At 71.5% G+C, this 21088-nt stretch carries 19 protein-coding genes and 1 riboswitch; of the genes, 10 read left to right on the forward strand and 9 right to left on the reverse strand.

Features of this window, described 5'->3' with window-relative positions; translation table 11 throughout:
• The first annotated feature begins 7 nt into the window (after positions 1 to 7).
• From ACZ41I_RS28760 to ACZ41I_RS28775, 4 genes are all read left to right on the forward strand, one after another.
• Positions 8 to 913, forward strand: a complete 906-nt coding sequence (locus tag ACZ41I_RS28760) for a MurR/RpiR family transcriptional regulator (RefSeq protein WP_363213755.1) — start codon at positions 8 to 10, stop codon at positions 911 to 913.
• A gap of 72 nt (positions 914 to 985) precedes the next feature.
• Positions 986 to 1909, forward strand: coding sequence for an N-acetylmuramic acid 6-phosphate etherase (murQ, locus tag ACZ41I_RS28765; RefSeq protein ID WP_399774365.1), 924 nt, complete (start codon positions 986 to 988; stop codon positions 1907 to 1909).
• Positions 1910 to 1925: 16 nt separating this feature from the next.
• Entirely contained in the window at positions 1926 to 3488 is a 1563-nt protein-coding gene (locus ACZ41I_RS28770) for a PTS transporter subunit EIIC (protein ID WP_468515445.1), read from the forward strand.
• The gene (locus tag ACZ41I_RS28775; protein ID WP_363213752.1) at positions 3485 to 4054 is read left to right on the forward strand and encodes a hypothetical protein; all 570 of its coding nucleotides are present in this window, start codon (positions 3485 to 3487) and stop codon (positions 4052 to 4054) included. Before ACZ41I_RS28770 ends, ACZ41I_RS28775 begins: the two co-directional genes overlap by 4 nt.
• Before the next feature lie 3 nt (positions 4055 to 4057).
• Here the strand turns inward: ACZ41I_RS28775 and ACZ41I_RS28780 are convergent, their stop codons facing one another.
• Together ACZ41I_RS28780 and ACZ41I_RS28785 are read right to left on the reverse strand one after the other, a co-directional pair.
• Positions 4058 to 5617, reverse strand: coding sequence for a carboxylesterase/lipase family protein (locus ACZ41I_RS28780; protein ID WP_468515446.1), 1560 nt, complete (start codon positions 5615 to 5617; stop codon positions 4058 to 4060).
• A gap of 118 nt (positions 5618 to 5735) precedes the next feature.
• Positions 5736 to 6860, reverse strand: a complete 1125-nt coding sequence (locus tag ACZ41I_RS28785; RefSeq protein ID WP_468320560.1) for an NADH:flavin oxidoreductase — start codon at positions 6858 to 6860, stop codon at positions 5736 to 5738.
• Positions 6861 to 7050: 190 nt separating this feature from the next.
• On the opposite strand from ACZ41I_RS28785, the gene ACZ41I_RS28790 reads away from it, so the two are divergent.
• On the forward strand, positions 7051 to 8403 hold the full coding sequence (locus ACZ41I_RS28790) for an MFS transporter (protein WP_468515447.1): 1353 nt from the start codon (positions 7051 to 7053) through the stop codon (positions 8401 to 8403).
• 38 nt (positions 8404 to 8441) lie between these two features.
• Here ACZ41I_RS28790 and groL read toward each other — a convergent pair whose 3' ends face one another.
• The 4 genes from groL to thrC form a co-directional block, all read right to left on the reverse strand.
• Positions 8442 to 10064, reverse strand: a complete 1623-nt coding sequence (gene groL / locus ACZ41I_RS28795) for a chaperonin GroEL (RefSeq protein ID WP_363213748.1) — start codon at positions 10062 to 10064, stop codon at positions 8442 to 8444.
• A 288-nt stretch (positions 10065 to 10352) separates the two neighbouring features.
• Positions 10353 to 10556, reverse strand: a complete 204-nt coding sequence (locus ACZ41I_RS28800) for a cold-shock protein (protein ID WP_004986573.1) — start codon at positions 10554 to 10556, stop codon at positions 10353 to 10355.
• A 431-nt stretch (positions 10557 to 10987) separates the two neighbouring features.
• Positions 10988 to 11263: a MoaD/ThiS family protein gene (locus tag ACZ41I_RS28805; protein ID WP_363213747.1), complete on the reverse strand. Its 276-nt coding sequence runs from the start codon at positions 11261 to 11263 to the stop codon at positions 10988 to 10990.
• Positions 11260 to 12543 (reverse strand): threonine synthase, encoded by a 1284-nt coding sequence (thrC, locus tag ACZ41I_RS28810; protein WP_399774380.1) that lies wholly within the window; start codon positions 12541 to 12543, stop codon positions 11260 to 11262. The genes ACZ41I_RS28805 and thrC overlap by 4 nt, the downstream gene beginning before the upstream one ends.
• A gap of 17 nt (positions 12544 to 12560) precedes the next feature.
• A riboswitch (SAM riboswitch) is annotated at positions 12561 to 12708 on the reverse strand.
• Between the two features lie 159 nt (positions 12709 to 12867).
• On the opposite strand from thrC, the gene ACZ41I_RS28815 reads away from it, so the two are divergent.
• Both ACZ41I_RS28815 and ACZ41I_RS28820 read left to right on the forward strand, forming a co-directional pair.
• Positions 12868 to 13812, forward strand: a complete 945-nt coding sequence (locus ACZ41I_RS28815) for a glucosyl-3-phosphoglycerate synthase (RefSeq protein WP_363213825.1) — start codon at positions 12868 to 12870, stop codon at positions 13810 to 13812.
• Between the two features lie 130 nt (positions 13813 to 13942).
• Complete coding sequence (locus ACZ41I_RS28820) at positions 13943 to 15349, forward strand: trehalose-6-phosphate synthase (RefSeq protein WP_399774607.1); 1407 nt, start codon at positions 13943 to 13945, stop codon at positions 15347 to 15349.
• Here ACZ41I_RS28820 and otsB read toward each other — a convergent pair.
• From otsB to ACZ41I_RS28835, 3 genes are all read right to left on the reverse strand, one after another.
• Complete coding sequence (otsB, locus tag ACZ41I_RS28825) at positions 15337 to 16170, reverse strand: trehalose-phosphatase (RefSeq protein ID WP_468515448.1); 834 nt, start codon at positions 16168 to 16170, stop codon at positions 15337 to 15339. The genes ACZ41I_RS28820 and otsB overlap by 13 nt on opposite strands.
• A gap of 91 nt (positions 16171 to 16261) precedes the next feature.
• Positions 16262 to 16486 carry a DUF3263 domain-containing protein gene (locus ACZ41I_RS28830; protein ID WP_399774386.1) on the reverse strand — a complete coding sequence of 75 codons (225 nt, stop codon included), beginning with the start codon at positions 16484 to 16486 and terminating at the stop codon, positions 16262 to 16264.
• Positions 16487 to 16521: 35 nt separating this feature from the next.
• A complete protein-coding gene (locus tag ACZ41I_RS28835) occupies positions 16522 to 17805 on the reverse strand; it encodes an extracellular solute-binding protein (RefSeq protein ID WP_468515487.1) in 1284 nt (427 codons plus the stop codon).
• Between the two features lie 111 nt (positions 17806 to 17916).
• On the opposite strand from ACZ41I_RS28835, the gene ACZ41I_RS28840 reads away from it, so the two are divergent.
• The 3 genes from ACZ41I_RS28840 (at position 17917) to ACZ41I_RS28850 (ending at position 21085) form a co-directional block, all read left to right on the forward strand.
• The gene (locus tag ACZ41I_RS28840) at positions 17917 to 18879 is read left to right on the forward strand and encodes an ROK family protein (protein ID WP_399774609.1); all 963 of its coding nucleotides are present in this window, start codon (positions 17917 to 17919) and stop codon (positions 18877 to 18879) included.
• Positions 18879 to 20021, forward strand: a complete 1143-nt coding sequence (gene nagA / locus ACZ41I_RS28845; RefSeq protein WP_399774390.1) for an N-acetylglucosamine-6-phosphate deacetylase — start codon at positions 18879 to 18881, stop codon at positions 20019 to 20021. The genes ACZ41I_RS28840 and nagA overlap by 1 nt, the downstream gene beginning before the upstream one ends.
• A gap of 134 nt (positions 20022 to 20155) precedes the next feature.
• Positions 20156 to 21085, forward strand: a complete 930-nt coding sequence (locus tag ACZ41I_RS28850; protein ID WP_399774393.1) for a 1-phosphofructokinase family hexose kinase — start codon at positions 20156 to 20158, stop codon at positions 21083 to 21085.
• The last annotated feature ends 3 nt before the right edge of the window (positions 21086 to 21088 follow it).

Below are 21088 nucleotides of genomic sequence, written 5' to 3' on the forward strand. Positions count from 1 at the left end.
TTCATTCGTGACCCAGGACGTGAAGGAAATTTTCGGCAGTCCGGGCGGTTCCCTCGCCGCCAAGGTGCGCACCCTCGCCCCTTCCATGACCCGGTCCATGCAGCGCGTGGCGGAGGCCGTCGCGAGCGACCCGGCCGGCTGCGCCGCCCTCACGGTCACCGGCCTCGCGGAACTCACCGGAACCAGCGAGGCCACCGTCGTACGCACCGCCCGCCTGCTCGGCTACCCCGGCTACCGGGATCTGCGCCTCGCCCTCGCCGGGCTCGCCGCACAGCAGCAGTCCGGGCGCGCGCCCGCGATCACGACCGACATCGCGGTGGACGACCCCATCGCCGACGTCGTCGCCAAGCTCGCCTACGAGGAGCAGCAGACCCTCGCCGACACGGCCGCCGGCCTCGACACCGCCCAGCTGGACGCCGCCGTCGGCGCGCTGGCCGGCGCCCGGCGTACCGATGTGTACGGCATAGGGGCGTCCGGGCTCGTCGCCCAGGACCTCACCCAGAAGCTGCTCCGCATAGGCCTCATAGCCCACGCCCACAGCGATCCGCACCTCGCGGTGACCAACGCGGTGCAGCTCCGCTCGGGCGACGTGGCGATCGCCATCACCCACTCCGGCTCGACGGGGGACGTCATCGAGCCGCTGCGGGTCGCGTTCGAGCACGGGGCCACGACCGTGGCCATCACCGGCCGGCCCGACTCGCCGGTCACCCAGTACGCCGACCACGTACTGACCACGTCCACCTCACGGGAGAGCGAGCTGCGACCGGCCGCGATGTCCTCGCGGACGAGTCAACTGCTCGTGGTGGACTGCTTGTTCGTGGGAGTGGCCCAGCGGACCTACGAGACGGCGGCACCCGCTCTGGCCGCGTCGTACGAGGCGCTGGCTCATCGGCATCGCACCAGCCCCAGGTGAATCACCTCGGCATCGCCTCGGGGTGAGCAACAGCACGCACAACGGCACCCAGACCTGAGAGAGCCACCCCCCATGACCTCCTCTGACCTGCGTCGTCACTTGGCCTCCCTGACCACCGAAGCCTTCCGGCCGGAGCTGGCCGACATCGATCGTCTGCCCACCCTCGACATCGCCCGCCTGATGAACGGTGAGGACGCGGGCGTACCCGCTGCCGTCGCCGCCCAGCTGCCCCGCATCGCCGCCGCCATCGACGCCCTCGCGGAACGGATGGCGCGCGGCGGGCGGCTGGTCTACGCCGGCGCGGGCACCGCCGGCCGGCTCGGTGTACTGGACGCCTCCGAGTGCCCGCCCACCTTCAACACCGATCCCGCCCAGGTCGTCGGCCTGATCGCGGGCGGCCCGGAGGCGATGGTCACCTCCGTCGAGGGCGCGGAGGACTCGCCCGAGCTGGCCCGCCAGGACCTGGACGCACTGAAGCTCACCCCTGACGACACGGTCGTCGGTATCTCCGCCTCCGGCCGCACCCCCTATGCGATCGGTGCCGTCGAGCACGCCCGCGCCCTGGGCGCGCTGACCATCGGCCTGGCCTGCAACGAGCACAGCGCGCTCGCGGCGGCGGCCGAGCACGGCATCGAGGTCGTGGTCGGCCCCGAACTGGTCACCGGCTCGACCCGGCTGAAGGCCGGCACGGCGCAGAAGCTCGTCCTCAACATGCTGTCCACGATCACGATGATCCGGCTCGGCAAGACCTACGGGAACCTGATGGTCGACGTCCGCGCATCGAACGACAAACTCCGGGCCCGCTCCCGCCGGATCGTCTCCCTGGCCACGGGCGCGCCGGACGACGAGATCGAGCGGGCCCTCACCGAGTCCGGCGGCGAGGTGAAAAACGCGATCCTGGCGCTGCTCGCCGGCGTCGACGGCCCCACGGCCGCCCGCCTTCTGGAGGAGTCCGGCGGCCATCTGCGTGCCGCGCTGGCGCACACGGCCCGCTGACCCGCACGCTCGGGGCGTGCGCAACGACCCCGTCTCCACCGCGACCGCCATCCTGACCCGGGTCGGCGGCCCGGCCAACGTCACCTCCGTGGCCCACTGCATGACCCGCCTACGGCTGACCCTCGCCGACCCGGCGGCGGCGGACGAGGCGGAGCTGCGCGCCCTGCCCGGTGTCCTCGGGGTGGTGTCCGACGGCCCCACCTGCCAGATCGTGCTCGGCCCCGGACTGGTCGACGAGGTCACCGCTGAGGTGGAGGCACGGATCACCGCCGCACGGCCGGGGGACGGCCGGGCACGGTTGCCGGAGAAGGAGAAAGAGGAGGCCAAGGAGGGGGAGAAGGAGGGAGAGAAGGAAGGGGCGGCGGCGGACCGCGGGGCTCGGTTGAAGGAGGAGCTGCGGCGGCGGAACGCCACCCCGTTCAAGACCGCCCTGCGCCGCGTCGCGAACGTCTTCGTGCCGCTGATCCCCGCCCTGATCGGCTGCGGCGTCCTCGCCGGGCTGGACGGTCTGCTGGTGAATGCCGGCTGGCTGCCCGGCCTGACCCCCGCACTGTCCGCCATCGCCTCCGCCTTCCTGGCGCTGATCGCCGTGTTCGTCGGCCATCACACGGCCAGGGAGTTCGGCGGCACCCCGGTGCTCGGCGCCGCGGTCGCCGCCGTCGTCGTGTATCCGGGCGTGGCGAAGGTGACGGCGTTCGGGACACATCTGGCGCCCGGACAGGGCGGGGTGCTCGGCGCGCTCGCGGCGGCGCTGCTGGCGACGCGGGTGGAGAAGTGGTGCCGGGGCAGGGTCCCCGGAGCCCTGGACGTACTGCTCACCCCCACGGTCACCGTGCTCGTCCCCGGGCTGGTGACGCTGTACGGCCTGATGTACGCGGCCGGCGCGGTGGCGACGGCGATCGGCACGGCGGCGAACTGGCTCCTCGCGACCGCCGGAGCCGCGGCCGGACTCGTCCTGGGCGGCCTCTTCCTCCCGCTGGTGATGCTGGGCCTGCACCAGGCCCTCATCCCCATCCACACCACCCTCATCGAACAGCGGGGCTACACCGTCCTGCTCCCCCTGCTGGCCATGGCGGGCGCGGGCCAGGTGGGCGCGGCGCTCGCGGTGTACGTCCGTCTGCGCCACGACGTCGCCCTGCGCACGACGATCCGCTCCGCGCTCCCGGCCGGGCTGCTGGGCGTCGGCGAGCCCCTGATCTACGGCGTCTCGCTCCCCCTCGGCCGGCCGTTCCTGACGGCCTGCGCGGGCGGCGCGGCGGGCGGGGCGTTCGTCGGCTTCTTCGCGATGCTCGGCACCCAGGTGGGAGCGACGGCGATCGGACCGTCGGGCTGGGCCCTGTTCCCGCTGTTGACGGGGAGCCGGGGCCCGGCGGTCGCGGCGGCGATCTACGCGGGCGGACTTCTGACCGGATACGCGGTCGGCTTCACGGCGACGTACCTCTTCGGCTTCCCGCGCCGGCGCAGGTCTGCCCATGGGGCGGTCCCCTTCTCGGCCGTGGGGCGCTACCGTCGAGCTGCCGGCACCGGTCGGCGTCACACTGGACACGGGAATCCGAAGGACTGCGCGGACCGACCATGAACCACGCCCAGCTCGCCGCTCTCGGACGGGCCCTCCGGTTGCTCGGGGAGCACGGGGAGACGGTGACCGCCGACACTCCGGATGCCCGGTTGCACGAGATCAAGGCCGATCTGCGCAGGGCGCTCGATCTGCTGGACGAGAGTGTCGCCTCCAGCGCGCCGAGCACCCGGTGCGCCGAGCATCCGCAAGGACCCGTCGACGAGAGCGCGCCCGATCTGTGTCTGCTCTGCGAGACCCGGCGGCGCGCCGCTCGGCGGTCGGAGTTCCAGGGCCGGCCGGGGCCGGCGCAGCCGGTGCCCACCGCGCCGTCCCGGTACGGCGTGCGCGCCGACCGGCCCCAGCCGCAGCAGCGCTGGCTGCCGGAGGCGTGGAACGGGCAGGAGTGGCAGCTGTGCGGGACACCGCGCAGGGACCGGCGCGACGCCGAGGCGTACCTCGCCGCGCAGCGGCGCGGATCGCGGCCCGCGATGGCCTACCGGCTCGTGCACGAGTTCACCGACTATGAGGTGCTGCGGGTGTGGGGCACCCCCGTGCATGTCGACATCGAGCCCATGGGCAACCTGTAGACGTCAGGCCGGCAAGGGCAACGGCGGGAAGTCATACCCCTCCCACAGGGCCCTGCTGCGCTCCTCCGGGTACGGCGCCACCATCGGCTCCGCGTCCAGGATCTGCACCAGGCGGGACCGGGGGTCGTACTCCGGCCAGCCGGGGTCGCCGGTCCGGGCGAACGACGTCCAGGCACCTCTCATGAACGCTGACAGCCGCTCCGCCTCCGGTGTGGGCCGCCCGCCGGGGAAGAAGCGGCCGTCGGGGTCCGCGCCGTACGTGCCGAAGAGCAGCGGGACGTCCAGGGCGTGGCAGGCGCCCAGCAGGCCGTCGCTGCCGGGGGCGGGCCAGGTCAGTTCACAGACGTGGGCGCGGCCGCCGCCCGTGTGCTGGGCCTCCGCGAGGCGCAGACTCGGCAGCGCGAACAGCCAGTCGGTCTGGACGCGCTCGTAGAGCTGCTCCGGGGTGGCGTCGGGGAAGGCCGATCGGTAGGCGCTCTCGCCCGCCTCGCCGCCCGGTGCGTACAGCCGCAGGGTCGCTTTCGCGAGGTCGTCCGTGATCTTGCCGAGTCGGCCGGACATGACCAGGAACAGGCGGTACTCGTCGCGGTTGTGACCGACGAGCAGCTCCACCTCCCGCGCGGCGCCGGAGGCGAGCGCCTGCCAGGGGGTGCGGGGGAGGATGTCGCCGTCGACGACCGGGGCGAAGGGAACGGTGGTGGGGGCCGCCTGGCCCCACCGGGTGGCGTGCCGGGGCATCTGCGGGCCCAGCGCCGCACCCGCTTCGACGAGCTGCTGCGGGTCCACCGCCGCCAGGTCGGCCGCCGTGGGCTCACGGCCCGCCTCCGCCGCCAGGGCGGCCGCGATGTCGCGGGCCAGATCGGCGGAGAAGAACGTACCGGGCACGCTCTGGGCCACCGCGCGGCGGAACAGGCCCCGGGCACGGGGCATCGCCAGCAGTGAGGCGATGGAGCCGGCACCCGCCGACTCGCCGAAGACCGTCACCCGGTCGGGATCGCCGCCGAACGCGGCGATGTTCTCCTGCACCCATTGCAGGGCCGCCACCTGGTCCAGCAGGCCGCGGTTGGCGGGTGCGCCGTCCCAGAGGGCGAAACCCTCCATGCCCAGGCGGTAGTTGAAGGTGACGACCACGACGTCGCCTTCGCGGGCCAGGTGCTGCGCGTCGTAGCCGGGCTGGCCGGCGTGGCCCGTTCTGAACGCGCCGCCGTGGATCCACACCATCACCGGGCGGGCGGCGGACGGGTCCGGGCCCGGGGTCCAGACGTTGACCGTGAGCCATCCCTCGTCCTGCGCGGCGAGCCGGTCCGTACGGCCCAGGATGCCGGACTCCTGCGGGGGCGGCGGGCCGAACGCGTACGCCTCCCGGGTGCCGTCCCAGGGGCGGGGCGGGCGCGGGGCCTGGAAGCGGGCCGCGCCGACGGGGGGTTCGGCGAACGGTATGCCCCGGAACACCGACAGGCCCTGCTCCGTGAGGCCGCGCACCGCGCCGGAGGCGGTGCGCACCACGGGGCCGTCGGTGTCCGGGGCGCCGGTCTCCCGGGCCCGCGACTCGCTCGTCGTCATACTCGCTCCTCACTGGTCGTCAGAGGAACGTACGGCGGCGGACACAAGTGCCCCACCGGCGAGAGGACTTCGAGGGAGGAATTCGGGAGACGGATTCGGGAGACGGATTCGGGAGGGTTCAGCTGAGCGTCTTCAGCGAGGCCGCGTCGTAGGGCTTCAGCTCGTCGAAACGGTCGGAGAGCACCTTGGCCGCCCACTCCGGGTCCTGCAGCAGCGCACGGCCCACGGCGACCATGTCGAACTCGTCGGCCTCCAGACGGTCGAGGAGGTTGTCGATGCCCTTGACCGGGGAGCCCTCGCCCTGGAAGGCGTTGATGAAGTCGCCGTCGAGGCCGACCGAGCCGACGGAGATGACCTGCTTGCCGGTGAGCTTCTTCGTCCAGCCGGCCAGGTTCAGGTCCGAGCCGTCGAACTCCGGCAGCCAGTAGCGGCGGGTGGAGGCGTGGAAGACGTCGACGCCGGCCGCGGCGAGCGGGGTCAGGATGGCCTCCAGCTCCTCGGGGGTCTCGGCGAGCCGGGCGGTGTAGTCCTGCTGCTTCCACTGCGAGTAGCGGAAGAGGATCGGGAACTCCGCGGAGACCGCCTCGCGGACCGCCGCCACGATCTCCGCGGAGAACTTCGTACGGGCCACCGGGTCGCCGCCGTAGGCGTCGGTGCGCCGGTTGGTGCCCTCCCACAGGAACTGGTCGAGGAGGTAGCCGTGGGCGCCGTGGATCTCCACGCCGTCGAAGCCGATGCGCTCGGCGTCGGCGGCGGCCTCGGCGAACGCGCCGATCACGGCGTCCAGGTCCTTCTGGGTCATCGCCTTGCCCGTGGGCTCGGCACCCGCGGTGACCAGGCCGGAGGGGCCGACGGCCGGGGCGTCCGGGAAGGGGGCGTCGCCCTGCTTGCGGACCATGCCGATGTGCCACAGCTGCGGCACGATGGTGCCGCCCGCCGCGTGTACGTCCTCGGCGACCCTGGCCCAGCCCGCGAGCTGCTCCTCGCCGTGGAACCGGGGCACGCGGTCGCTCTGCCCGGCCGACTCGTGGCCGACGTACGTCCCCTCGGTGACGATCAGCCCGACACCGGCGGCAGCGCGGCGGGCGTAGTAGGAGCGCACGTCCTCGCCGGGGATGCCGCCCGGGGAGAACATACGGGTCATCGGCGCCATCACGATCCGGTTCGGAACGGTGAGACCGTTGAGCGCGATCGGGCGGGACAGGACCTGGGCCGCGCGGGAGGCGGGAGTCGTGACGGTCACGGGAGGGGCTCCTCAGAAGCAGGGCTTACCGACTGGTATGTGCATGCGCATTGTTGCACTGGCTGAAGCAACGCCATAGGACCCATCCCACATTCCCCGACGGCACCTCAAAGTATGTCCACATCAAGTATCTTGACATCGAGATTGATTGGACGGCAGGACAGCGGGACTGCAGGAACGGGGGCTGGACATGCGCCGGGGCAGGCGGGAAAAGGGCAGCGGGGACGGGCTGATCGCGCAGCTGCGGCAGCCACCGGGCGGGCGGGACGCGCGGATCATGCTGCTCGCGCAGTGCGTGGACCGGACCGGTACGGGTGTGTGGGCCGCGGCGTCCGTGCTCTACTTCACCTTCGTGAGCGGGCTGGACGCCGGCCGGCTCGGACTGCTGCTGGGCGTGGGCGCAGTCGCCGGGATCGCCGGGTCACCGCTCGCCGGACGGGCTGCCGAGCGGCTGCCCGTACGTCACCTCCTGATCGGCTGCCATCTGCTGCGCCTGGGCACGATGGTCCTGCTGCTGGTCGCCGACGACCTCGCCACCCTGCTGCCCGTGGTCGCGCTCACCAGCCTGGGAGAGCGAGCGGCCAAGACGCTGGAGATGCTCTTCGCCACCCGGGTCGCGGGTGAGCGGCGGACCACCTACCAGGCACTGTTCCGCAGCGTGGCCAACGCCGGTTACGCCGTCGGCGCGGGCATCGCCGCGCTCGGCCTCGGCGTGGGCACCCCGAACGCCTACCGCGCGCTGATCCTGGCCAACGCGCTCTCCTACGTCCTGGCCGCCGCGCTGGTCTGGCAGACCCGGGAACCGGCAGGCCACGGCCTGGTCGTGGCACACAGCAACAACAGCACCAACACCTCTGAGGCACCGGGGCCCTCCACTCCCACCCCCTGGCGTGACCCCGGCTACCTGTTCTTCGTCCTGCTCGACATCCCGATGAACCTGGACGACTCCGTTCTCAACGTCGGGCTGCCGCTGTGGCTGGTGCACCACACCAGCGCGCCGCACGCGGTCGTCCCCGCGTTCCTGGTGGTCAACACCGTGCTGGTCGTGGTCCTGCAGCTGCGGGTCTCGGCATGGGCCGAGGGCCCGCGCAGGGCGGCTGCCGCAGTGGGCTGGTACGGCGTGACGCTGCTCGCCTGCTGCCTCGTACTGGCGACCGCCACCGGTGGCGCGGCATGGTCGGCCTCACTCGCCATGCTCGCGGCCGCGCTGCTGGTCACCCTGGCCGAACTGCTGCGCTCGGTGAGTTCCTGGGAGCTGGCGGTCGTCCTGGCGCCGCCGCGTGCCCGGGCTTCTTATCTGGGCGTGGCCGGGATGGCGCAGTCGGTGCAGAAGTCGGTGGGGCCCCTGCTGCTGACCGGCGCGGTGATGACGGCCGGTCCGGTGGGCTGGCTGGCGCTCGGTGCGGCCGTCACCGGGCTGAGCGTGGTGCAACGGCAGGCCGGCCTGCGGCGGATGGCGGCTCTCGCCGCGCCGGCGAGCGACTCCCGGACACGCCCGAGGGCGGCACTCCCTGCCACTGACAGGGAGTGCCGCCCTCGGTAAGGACGTTGATCAACCGGAGGCCGGAGCCCCGGGGTCGATCAGAAGTCCATGTCACCGCCCGGCATGCCGCCGCCGGCCGGCGCGGCGGCCTTCTCCGGCTTGTCGGCGATGACGGCCTCGGTGGTGAGGAACAGCGCGGCGATGGAGGCGGCGTTCTGCAGCGCGGAACGGGTCACCTTCGCCGGGTCGATGATGCCCTCGGCGACCAGGTCGACGTACTCACCGGTCGCGGCGTTCAGGCCGTGGCCCGGGGTCAGGTTGCGCACCTTCTCCACCACGACGCCGCCCTCGAGGCCGGCGTTGACGGCGATCTGCTTCAGCGGGGCCTCCAGCGCGATGCGCACGGCGTTGGCGCCGGTCGCCTCGTCACCGTCGAGCTCCAGCTTCTCGAAGACCTGGGAGGCCTGCAGCAGGGCCACGCCACCACCGGCGACGATGCCCTCCTCGACGGCGGCCTTGGCGTTGCGGACGGCGTCCTCGATGCGGTGCTTGCGCTCCTTGAGCTCCACCTCGGTGGCGGCACCGGCCTTGATGACCGCGACACCGCCGGCGAGCTTCGCCAGGCGCTCCTGCAGCTTCTCGCGGTCGTAGTCCGAGTCGCTGTTCTCGATCTCGGCGCGGATCTGGTTGACGCGGCCGTTGACCTGCTCGGAGGAGCCGGCACCGTCGACGATGGTGGTCTCGTCCTTGGTGATGACGACCTTGCGGGCGCGGCCCAGGAGGTCCAGGGTCGCGTTCTCCAGCTTGAGGCCGACCTCCTCGGAGATGACCTCGCCGCCCGTGAGGATGGCGATGTCGCCGAGCATGGCCTTGCGGCGGTCGCCGAAGCCCGGGGCCTTGACGGCGACGGACTTGAAGGTGCCGCGGATCTTGTTGACGACCAGGGTCGACAGGGCCTCGCCCTCGACGTCCTCGGCGATGATCAGCAGCGGCTTGCCCGACTGCATGACCTTCTCCAGGAGCGGGAGCAGGTCCTTGACCGAGGAGATCTTGGAGTTGGCGATGAGGATGTACGGGTCCTCCAGCACCGCCTCCATGCGCTCCATGTCGGTCGCGAAGTAGGCGGAGATGTAGCCCTTGTCGAAGCGCATACCCTCGGTGAGCTCCAGCTCCAGACCGAAGGTGTTGCTCTCCTCGACGGTGATGACGCCTTCCTTGCCGACCTTGTCCATGGCCTCGGCGATCAGCTCGCCGATCTGGGTGTCGGCGGCGGAGATGGACGCGGTGGAGGCGATCTGCTCCTTGGTCTCGACGTCCTTCGCCTGCTCCAGCAGGGCGGCGGAGACGGCCTCGACGGCCTTCTCGATACCGCGCTTCAGGGCCATCGGGTTGGCACCGGCGGCGACGTTGCGCAGACCCTCCTTGACCAGGGCCTGGGCGAGCACGGTCGCGGTGGTCGTACCGTCACCGGCGACGTCGTCCGTCTTCTTGGCGACTTCCTTGACCAGCTCGGCGCCGATCTTCTCGTACGGGTCCTCGAGCTCGATCTCCTTGGCGATGGACACACCATCGTTGGTGATCGTGGGGGCGCCCCACTTCTTCTCGAGGACGACGTTGCGGCCCTTGGGGCCGAGCGTCACCTTGACGGCGTCCGCGAGCTGGTTCATGCCGCGCTCGAGGCCGCGCCGCGCCTCCTCGTCGAACGCGATGATCTTGGCCATGTGAAGTGGTCCCTCCAGGACTGGGGGTGATTCCTTCGGACCGCGCCCGCGCCCGCGACGGACGGCTCGCCGACCACGTGGTTCCTTGCCCCACTTGGCCTGCGGGCCTCACCGACCCGGTCCTTCACTGTCACTCTCACCTTCAGAGTGCTAACGCCAATGATTAGCACTCGGCATGGTCGAGTGCAAGCGGCTCAGCGGGATCAGCCTGGGGCGAACGGGGGCACCCCGGACACGGCGAAGGGCCCGCACCCTGTGCGAGGTGCGGGCCCTTCGTGCGAAAAACGTTCAGGCGGTGACGCGAACCATGTCGGCCTGCGGGCCCTTCTGGCCCTGCGAGATCTCGAACTCGACCCGCTGGCCCTCTTCCAGGGTGCGGTAGCCGTCCATCTGAATCGCGCTGTAGTGGACGAAGACGTCCGCACCACCGTCGACCGCGATGAAGCCGTACCCCTTCTCCGCGTTGAACCACTTGACGGTGCCCTGAGCCATGCCTAACTCCCCTATTACTGGCCCTTGCACAGATCCACACTTCGCGGACCCGGGTCAGACCTCACCCCCCATTGGTCGGGGGCGTGCGCCGGAACGCGTCGACCGCGGCTGAATGTATCTGCCCAACTGCCCTCTGCAACAGGTCAATCGGACGAGAATTCCGGACGCGAACGGTCCGGAATGTGGTGAGAATTCACCAGACTTCGGGGCAAGTCGGGCCCCGTAAAGGTTACAAATGCCGCATAAAACCCCCGCACTTTGGCTACTTCTTGCGGGGTCTGCGGCATGAAATCCAGGGCTTTCGACCCGGGGGCCGCGGCCAGGTTCCCCAACTGTACCGCGCTCAATCACGCAGAATTGCCCCCTCCGCTTCTCTCACGGAGGGGGCAATTCCATGAACAATGGGTAACTGAAGTTACCCAAGGTAACGATCAGCCGCCGGCGACCGCCGGAATGATGGAGACACCGGCGCCGTCCGGGGTGGCGGTCTGAAGGCCCTGCTCGAAGCGGACGTCGTCGTCGTTGACGTAGACGTTGACGAAACGGCGCAGCTTGCCCTGGTCGTCCAGGACGCGCGCGGCGATCCCGGTGTGGTTCTTCTCCAGGTCCTCGATGACCTCGGCGAGGGTCGCACCCTCGGCGGCGACCTCGGCCCGGCCGCCGGTGTAGGTGCGCAGGATGGTGGGGATGCGAACGGTCACGCTCATGCGAGGCCAGCCTCTCGGAAGGAGTCCAGGGTCGGGCGGATGGTGGCGGTGACGCCGGTCCCGGCCACCGCGTCGAGGGTCTTCAGGCCGTCGCCGGTGTTGAGGACGACCGTGGTCTTCGCCGGGTCCAGGACGCCGTCCTTGAGCAGCTTGCGGGTGACGCCGACGGTCACCCCGCCCGCCGTCTCCGCGAAGATGCCCTCGGTGCGGGCCAGCAGCTTGATCGCGTCGACGACTTCCTCGTCCGTGACGTCCTCCACGGCACCGCCGGTGCGCCGGGCGATGTCCAGGACGTAGGGGCCGTCGGCCGGGTTGCCGATCGCGAGGGACTTGGCGATGGTGTTCGGCTTCTGGGGCCGTACGACGTCGTGGCCGGCCTTGAAGGCCGTCGACACCGGGGAGCAGCCCTCGGCCTGCGCGCCGAAGATCTTGTACGGCTTGTCCTCGACCAGGCCGAGCTTGATCAGCTCCTGCAGACCCTTGTCGATCTTCGTGAGCTGGGAGCCGGAGGCGATCGGGACCACGATCTGGTCGGGCAGCCGCCAGCCCAGCTGCTCGCAGATCTCGTACGCGAGGGTCTTGGAGCCCTCCGCGTAGTAGGGCCGCAGGTTGACGTTGACGAAGCCCCAGCCCTCGCCGGCCGGGTCGCCGATCAGCTCGGAGCAGAAGCGGTTCACGTCGTCGTAGTTGCCCTCGATGCCGACCAGCTCGCCGCCGTAGACCGCGGCCATGACGACCTTGCCCTGCTCCAGGTCGTGCGGGATGAACACACAGGAGCGGAAGCCGGCCCGGGCGGCGGCGGCGCCGACGGCACCGGCCAGGTTGCCGGTGGAGGAGCAGCTCAAGGTCGTGAAGCCGAAGGCGCGGGCGGCCTCCAGGGCCTGGGCGACCACGCGGTCCTTGAAGGAGTGCGTCGGGTTGCCGGAGTCGTCCTTGATGAACAGGCCGCCGCTGACACCGAGTTCACGGGCGAGGTTGTCGGCCTTGACGAGGTGGGTCCAGCCCGGGTTCAGGTTCGGCTTGTCGGCCACGTCGGCCGGGACGGGCAGCAGCGGCGCGTAGCGCCAGATGTTCGCGGGACCCGCCTCGATACGGCGGCGCAGCTCTTCGGTGTCGTAGCCGGAGAAGTCGTAGGCGATCTCCAGCGGGCCGAAACACTCCTCGCAGGCGAACACCGGGCCGAGCGGGACGCGGTGACCGCACTCGCGACAGCTCAGGGCCGCGGCGGGACCGAGGTCGACGGTGGAACTGCTGGTGCTTGCAACTGTCTGCACAGCCATGGAGGCGAGGCCCTTTCTCCTCATCTTCCTCACGACGCATCTCGCCGTGAGACGGATTTGGCACCTTCCCTAGCCGGGAGCCTCGCCACGTCAACGTGACAAGAACCGACTGGAGGGTTGCCGGGGCTTCAACGGGCCGTGTCCCTCTGCCCCTCTGGATGAGCGGTATGCGGTTGTGGACGCCCCTGACCCCCGACATGCGATGGTCACCGGCGTTGTTCAAGACTGTAACCGACGGCCAGGACAGTTGAGATAGTCGTCCGAACCGCGAGATGGATCACACGGTTCACCCGTGTGGTCACGAACAGTGAGGAGTCGCAGACCGTGCTGGAAGAAGTCGAGCGCTGGCTGGCCACCCGCTCCTGGTCCGTGACCGATCGCCCTCTCCACCGGATCCTGTCCGCCAAACAGCGCACCGGCCAGACCATCAGCGTGGTGCTGCCCGCGCTCAACGAGGAGGAGACGGTCGGTGACATCGTCGCGGTCATCCGTCACGACCTCGTGGAGCAGGTGCCGCTCGTCGACGAGATCGTCGTCGTCGACTCCGGCTCCACCGACCGCACCTCACAGGTCGCGGCCGCCGCGGGCGCCCGGGTCGTTCACCGCGACGAGATCCTGCCCCGCATCCCCGCCGTCCCCGGAAAGGGTGAAGTGCTCTGGCGCTCCCTGCTGGTGACCGGTGGGGACATCCTCTGTTTCATCGACGCCGACCTGAGGGAGTTCTCCTCCGACTTCGTCTCCGGAATCGTCGGCCCGCTGCTCACCGAGCCGGACGTGGACCTGGTCAAGGGCATGTACGACCGTCCGCTCGGCACCGCCGGCGGGCAGGGCGGCCGGGTCACCGAGCTGATGGCCCGCCCGCTGCTGAACATGCACTGGCCGCAGCTGTCCGGTTTCGTGCAGCCGCTCGGCGGGGAGTACGCGGCCCGCCGCTCCCTGCTGGAGCAGCTGCCTTTCCCCGTCGGCTACGGCGTGGAGCTGGGCATGCTGGTCGACGCGCTGCACCTGGTCGGGCTCGACGCGCTGGCGCAGGTGGACGTCGGTGTGCGCAAGCACCGGCACCAGGACGGACAGGCACTGGGCCGGATGGCCGCGGCGATCTACCGCACGGCCCAGCTCCGGCTGGCCCGGGGGCATCTGATCCGGCCGTCGCTGACCCAGTTCGAGCGGGGAGAGGACGGGTTCGAGCCGCGCACCTACTCGGTGGACACCGAGGAACGGCCGCCGATGGCGGAGATCGCGGAGTACGCCGAACGCAAGGTGGCCTGAGGCCGGGTCCGGTCTGCGTCCGGATCCGGTCGGAGTTCGTATACGGCTGCAGCACGGGGCGTAGCCGTACGTTTGAGCGTTTCCAGGCCGGGCTAGGTTGAGGACCATGGCTGCCACGCAGGGTGCTGAGGTGCTGGTCGCGTCCAATCGCGGCCCGGTTTCGTACACGGTGGACGGGAACGGCTCGCTGCACGCCAGGCGGGGCGGCGGCGGGCTGGTCTCGGGACTGTCGGCCATCGGGTCCGACGCGGGCTCGGTGTGGGTGTGCGCCGCGCTCGGCGACGGCGACCGGGAGGCCGTACGGCGTGCGGACGGCGGGCTGCTGCCGGCCGAGGACACCGGCGGGCAGCGGGTGCGGATGCTCGACATCGACGCGGCCGTGCACGCGGACGCCTACAACGGCATCGCCAACTCGGTGCTCTGGTTCGTCCACCACATGCTGTACCAGACCCCGCTGGAGCCGGTCTTCGACACGGAGTTCCGGCGGCAGTGGGCGTCGTACGAGGTCTACAACCGGGCGTTCGCCGAGGCGCTGGCCCAGGAGGCGGCCGAGGGGGCGGCGGTGCTGGTGCAGGACTACCACCTGTGCCTGGTGCCCGGGATACTCCGTGAGCTCCGCCCCGACCTGCGGATCGGCCACTTCTCGCACACGCCGTGGGCGCCGCCGGAGTACTTCGCGCTGCTTCCGGACGACATCCGCGAGCAGTTGCTCGCCGGCATGCTCGGGGCGGACCGGGTGGCGTTCCTGACGCGGCGCTGGGCGGACGCGTTCCGGGACTGCGCGCAGGCGGTCCTGGGATCCGGAAGGTCCGCGGAGGCGCGGATCGGGGTGCACGGACTGGGAGCGGACGGGGACTTCCTGCGGCGGCGCGCGCACGAGCCGGACGTCGCGGAGCGGATGGCGGCGCTGCGGGAGGAGATCGGCGAGGGCCGCAGGACCATCGTCCGGGTCGACCGCACCGAGCTGTCGAAGAACATCGTGCGGGGTCTGCTGGCGTACCGGCAGCTCCTGGAGGACCACCCCGAGTGGCGTGAGCGGGTGGTGCACCTCGCGTTCGCGTATCCGTCGCGACAGGACCTCGCCGTGTACCGCGACTACACCGCCGCGGTGCGGCGGGTGGCCGAGGAGATCAACTCGGCCTACGGCACACCGGGCTGGACCCCGGTCGTGCTGCACGTCAAGGACGACTTCGCGCGCTCCCTGGCCGCCTACCGGCTCGCCGACGTGGCCCTGGTCAACCCCATCCGGGACGGTATGAACCTGGTCGCCAAGGAGATCCCGGTCGTCTCCGACGAGGGCTGTGCGCTGGTGCTGTCCCGGGAGGCCGGGGCGTACGAGGAACTGCGTGCCGACGCGCTCGTGGTGAACCCCTACGACGTGCTGCAGACCGCGCGGGTCCTGCACGAGGCGCTGTCCCTGCCGGACGCGGAGCGGGCGGAGCGATCGAAGCGGCTCGCTGCCGCCGCCACCGCGCTGCCGCCCGCTCAGTGGTTCCTTCAGCAGCTGCGGGCGCTCCAGGAGCTTCAGTCCAGCTGAGCCGCCAGCGTCCGCAGCAGACGGACGACGCCGGCCGGGCCGTCCACGACCAGGTCCGCCCGTTCCGCCAGTTCGGTGACCTCCGTGCTGCCGCTGCAGACCAGGAGGCCGGGGACGCCGTCGGAGCGGAGTTCCTCGACGGCCGCGAAGGCCGGGAGGTCACCGAGGTCGTCGCCGGCGTAGAGGACCGACTCGGCGCCGGTCCTGCGGACGTACTCGCCGAGCGCCACGCCCTTGTCCATGCCCGGCGGGCGCAGTTCCAGGACCATCCGGCCGGGTTCGATGATCAGGCCGTGGCGGGTGGCGAGGTCGGTGAGGGGGCCGCGCAGGGCCTCGAACGCGGCCTGCGGATCGTCGGCGCGGCGGGTGTGCACCGCGACCGCCCGGCCCTTCTCCTCGACCCATGTGCCGTGCCAGGCTCCGTTGCGGTCCAGCACGCCCGGCAGTTCGGCGCGGGCCGCCGCGACGCCGGGGTGCGGTGCGGGGGCGGTGACGGTGCCGGTGACCGCGTCCCAGCGTTCGGCGCCGTAGTGGCCGAGGACGGTCAGGTGCTCCAGGCCGGGGACGCCGGCGAAGCCGCCGTACCGGACCGCGACCCCGGCCGGGCGGCCGGTGATCACGGCGATGGAGGCGACCTTCGGAGCGAGCGCGGCGAGGGCGGGTACGGCCTCGGGGTGGGCGCGGGCCTGTTCGGGGTCGGCGACGATGGGGGCGAGGGTGCCGTCGAAGTCGAGGCCGACGATCGCTGCGGCGGGCTTCGCCAGGAAGGCAGCGAGTCCGTCCCGGCCGGGCTGGGTCCGCGGGGTCGGCAGAGGGTCCATACGTCGACACTATCCAGCGCGGGCCGTGCTCACGCCTGGGGCCTCCACCCGGCTCGGCCGGCCGGACGGGCTGTCCGGCCATGCGTCGGCTTCAGCGCTCCGTGCGGCGCGCCTGCCTCACCCGTCGCAGACGGTTCACCGTCACCGGGTCCAGCGCCAGTGCTCTCTCGTCGTCCAGCAAGGCGTTCAGCAACTGGTAGTAGCGGACCGGGGACAGGCCCAGTTCCTCGCGTATCGCCCGCTCCTTCGCGCCGGGGCCGGAAAAGCCGCGGCGCTCCAGCGCGAGGATGGATTGTTCGCGGTGGCCGAGTTCCATGCCCGCCACCGTAGCGCCGGGCTGGGACAACCGGCTCAGCTCGCGTCTCCGCTGTCGGCCGCGGTCGCCGTCGCCTGGAGCCGGGACAGGACAGCGGAGGGGCTGCCGCCGGGGGCGACGGCCTGGCCGATGTTCTGCTTCACGGCCGCGCTGACCGCCGCCCAGGAGGTCTTGCCGACGGGATACAGCTCGGAGGTGGGCAGCTGCTCCAGGAAGGGGTGCAGGGCCTGGTCGGCCGGGGAGTCCGACTCGCTCATGGTGTTGGAGGCCGAGCCGGTGACCGGGAGCAGGCCGTAGTCACGGGAGAACGTGAGGACGTTCTTCTCGCTGTAGACGAAGTTGAGGAAGTCGCCTGTCTGCTCGGCGTGCCCGTTCTGCTTGAAGGCCATCATCCAGTCGGTGACGCCCATGGATGCCCTGGCCCTGCCGGTGCGGCCCGGCATCGGCACCATGCCGAACTTCACGCCCTTCTTCTCGGCCTGCTGGATCAGCGTGGGGTGCCCGTTGAGCATGCCGACCTGGCCGTCGGCGAAGGCGGCGAAGGCGTCCGCGCGGTTGAGCTTGCCCGGTGCGACGGGGCCGGTCAGACCCTTGCCGACCAGCTCGTCCTTGAGCCAGGTGAACGTGTTGACGTTCGGCGCCGAGTTGATGGTGTAGGTGCCGATGTCGTCGGTGTAGCCGGTGCCGCCGTTGCCTCCGCTGAGCAGCCACTGCATGGTCTCGGCCTGGGCCTCCTCGGGGCCGAGCGGCAGCGCGACGGGGTACTTCACGCCCTTGGCCTTGAGCGCCCTGGCGTCGGCGGCCAGCTCGTCCCAGGTGGTGGGCGGGGTGATGCCGGCCTTGGTGAAGAGGGTCTTGTTGTAGAAGAGCACGCGGGTGGAGCCGGCGAAGGGGATGCCGTACTGCGTGTGGTTCCACTGGCCGGCGTCGGAGAGCTGGGAGAGGAAGTCCGCCTGGGTGCGGATGGAGAGCAGCTCGGAGGCCGGGTAGAGCTTGCCGGCGGCCGCGTAGTCGGCGTAGGCGCCGATCTGGGCCAGGTCGGGGGCGTGGCCCGCGGCGACCATGTCCTTGACCTTGGCGTCGACGTCGTTCCAGGAGTACACGCTGACGTCGATCTTCACGCCGGGGTGCTTGGACTCGTACTCCTTGACCAGGGTGTCCCAGTACTTCTTTGAGCTGTTGGCGGCGGAGTCGCCGTAGTCGGCGGCGACCAGTCTCAAGGTGACGTCGGAGGAGCCCGTGCTCCCGCAGCCGCCGAGAACCGCCGTCATGCCCAGTGCGGACACCACCGCGATCGTTCCTGCCGTACGCCGACGCACTGTCAAAGCCCCAACCTGCTGTCTGACCGTTCAATATATGGACACATAAGGTCTACACCACGTGAGTGGACTAGACCTCTTGCGGGTGCGAGGTTCACACTAGGGCCCGTGGTGAGACATGTCATCGCCCTGGACGTGGGCGGTACCGGGATGAAGGCGGCCCTCGTCGGCGACGACGGCGAACTGCTCCACCGCGCCCGCCGCCCCACCGGACGCGAACGCGGACCGGACGCGGTGGTCGCGGCGATCCTCGACTTCGCCGCCGAGCTGCACACCCACGGCGTGGAGCGCTACGGGGAGGCCGCCGCCGCTGCCGGCATCGCGGTCCCCGGCATCGTCGACGAGGAGCAGGGCATCGCCGCGTACGCGGCCAACCTGGGCTGGCGGGACGTACCCCTGCGCGCGCTGCTCACGCAGCGGCTCGGCATCCCCGTCGCCCTCGGCCACGACGTGCGCACCGGCGGCCTCGCCGAGGGCCGGATCGGCGCGGGCCGGGGCGCCGACCGGTTCCTGTTCGTGCCGCTCGGCACCGGGATCGCGGGCGCCATCGGCATCGCCGGCCGGGTGGAGGCGGGCGCGCACGGCTTCGCCGGCGAGATCGGGCACGTGGTCGTACGACCCGGCGGGATTCCCTGCCCCTGCGGGCAGCGCGGCTGCCTGGAGCGGTACGCCTCCGCGTCCGCCGTCGGCGAGGCCTGGGCGGCGGCCTGCGGGGACCCGGACGCGGACGCCGCCGACTGCGCCAGGGCCGTCGCGTCCGGTGACCCGAACGCCGTCCGGGTCTGGCAGGAGGCGATCGACGCGCTCGCCGACGGCCTGGTCACCGCGCTCACCCTGCTGGACCCGCGCACCCTGATCATCGGTGGCGGTCTCGCCGAGGCGGGGGAAGTGTTGTTCCCACCGCTGCGGGACGCCGTCCGGCGGCGGGTCACCTTCCAGAAACTGCCGGCCATCGTGCCCGCCGCCCTCGGCGACACCGCCGGCTGCCTGGGCGCGGGCCTCCTCGCCCGCGACCTGCTCGACTCCACCGACCTCGACCCCGACTCCACCGACCCCTCGGAGGTAACCGCCTGATGGCTCCCAGCTTGGTTCTCGCAGGTGCTCGGGTGGTGCTGCCCGGCGGAGTGGTGGACGACGGGCGCGTTGCCGTCGGGGGTACGAAGATCACGGCGGCCGCTCCCGAGGACGCCGAGGTACTCGACGTGAGCGGCCACTGGGTGGTCCCCGGCTTCGTCGACATCCACAACCACGGCGGCGGCGGGGCCTCCTTCTCCGGTACGGCCGACGACGTACTGAAAGCCATCCGTACGCACCGTCTGCACGGCACCACCACCCTCGTCGCCTCGACCGTCACCGACGAGATGGACCTGCTGGTGACGCAGGCCGGGCTGCTGAGCGAGCTGGCCGAGCAGGGGGAGATCGCCGGCATCCACTTCGAGGGGCCGTTCATCTCGCCGTGCCGCAAGGGCGCGCACTCCGAGGAGCTGCTGCGCGACCCGGAGCCGGCCGAGGTGCGCAAGCTGATCGACGCGGCGCGCGGCAGGGCGACGATGGTCACCCTCGCCACCGAGCTGCCGGGCGGCATCGACTCCGTACGGCTGCTCGCCGAGCACGGCGTCATCGCGGCGATCGGGCACACGGACGCGACGTACGAGCAGACGGTCGAGGCCATCGACGCGGGCGCCACGGTCGCCACCCACCTGTTCAACGCGATGCCGGCCCTGAACCACCGCGCCCCCGGTCCGATCGCCGCCCTGCTGGAGGACGAGCGTGTCACGGTCGAGCTGATCAACGACGGCGTGCACCTCCACCCCGCCGCGCTGGAGCTGGCCTTCCACCACGCGGGCGCCTCCCGCGTCGCCTTCATCACGGACGCGATGGACGCGGCCGGCATCGGTGACGGCCGCTACATGCTCGGGCCGCTGGAGGTCGAGGTCAGCGAGGGGGTGGCACGGCTGGTGGAGGGCGGCTCGATCGCGGGCTCCACGCTGACCCAGGACCGGGCGTTCAAGCGGGCGGTCACCGTCGACAAGCTGTCGGTGCAGGACGCGGTGACGGCGCTGTCGGTGAACCCCGCCCGCCTCCTCGGCCTCTTCGACCGCATCGGCTCCCTGGAGCCCGGCAAGGACGCGGACCTGGTCCTGCTGGACGCGGACTTCGACGTGCGGGGCGTGATGCGCCGGGGAGAGTGGGTGGTCGCTCCCCAACTGGCCTGATCTGCCCTTCTTTTCCTCCGACAGCGGCCGACTCCTGACTGGGCCGACCGCCGTCTGTTTGGCATGATCGGGCCCCGGAAACCGATGACGGGCGCGATGACAGGCGCAAGGGACTTCGAGGGAGGCCGGACCGGGTGATCCTCACGGTCACGCTGAACACCGCTCTCGACCTCACCTATCGCGTGCGGTCACTACGGCCGCACGCCTCGCACCGGGTCTCGGAGGTCATCGAACGGCCCGGCGGCAAGGGCGTGAACGTGGCCCGTGTGCTGGCCGCGCTCGGCCACGAGGTGACGGTCACGGGCTTCGCGGGCGGCGGGACCGGCCGGGCGATACGCGACCGGCTCACCGACGTACCCCGGCTGACGGACGCCCTGGTCCCGGTCGCCGGTGCGACCCGGCGCACGATCGCGATCGTGGACGAACTCGCGGGTGACACGACCCAGCTGAACGAGCCCGGCCCGCACATCGCACCGACCGAGTGGGGCACGTTCCTGGACCGCTACGAGGAACTGCTGCCGTCCGTCTCGGCAGTGGCCCTGTGCGGCAGCCTGCCCCCTGGCGTCCCGGTGGGGGCGTACGCGAACCTGGTCCGGTCGGCCCGCGCCCACGGCGTTTTCGTGCTGCTGGACACCAGCGGCGAACCCCTGCGCCGCGGAGTGGCGGCCCGCCCCGACCTCATCAAGCCCAACGCCGACGAACTGGCCGAACTCACCGGCTCCCACGAACCGTTGCGCGCCACCCAGGACGCCCGCCGCCGCGGCGCCCAGGCGGTCGTCGCCTCCCTCGGCGCCCAGGGCCTCCTGGCCGTCACCCCCGAGGGCCGCTGGCGCGCCACCCCGCCGGCCCGCATCCCCGGCAACCCGACCGGCGCGGGCGACTCGGCGGTCGCCGGCCTGCTGTCCGGGCTGGTGGAACAACTCCCCTGGCCGGACCGCCTGTCCCGGGCGGTCGCACTGTCGGCAGCGACGGTACGGGCCCCGGCCGCCGGGGAGTTCGATCCGGCGGTGTACGAGGAGCTGCGGGGGCGGGTGACGGTGACCGGGGTGGTCAGCGCGGCGTGATTC

This window comes from Streptomyces sp. NPDC030799, assembly GCF_055572255.1.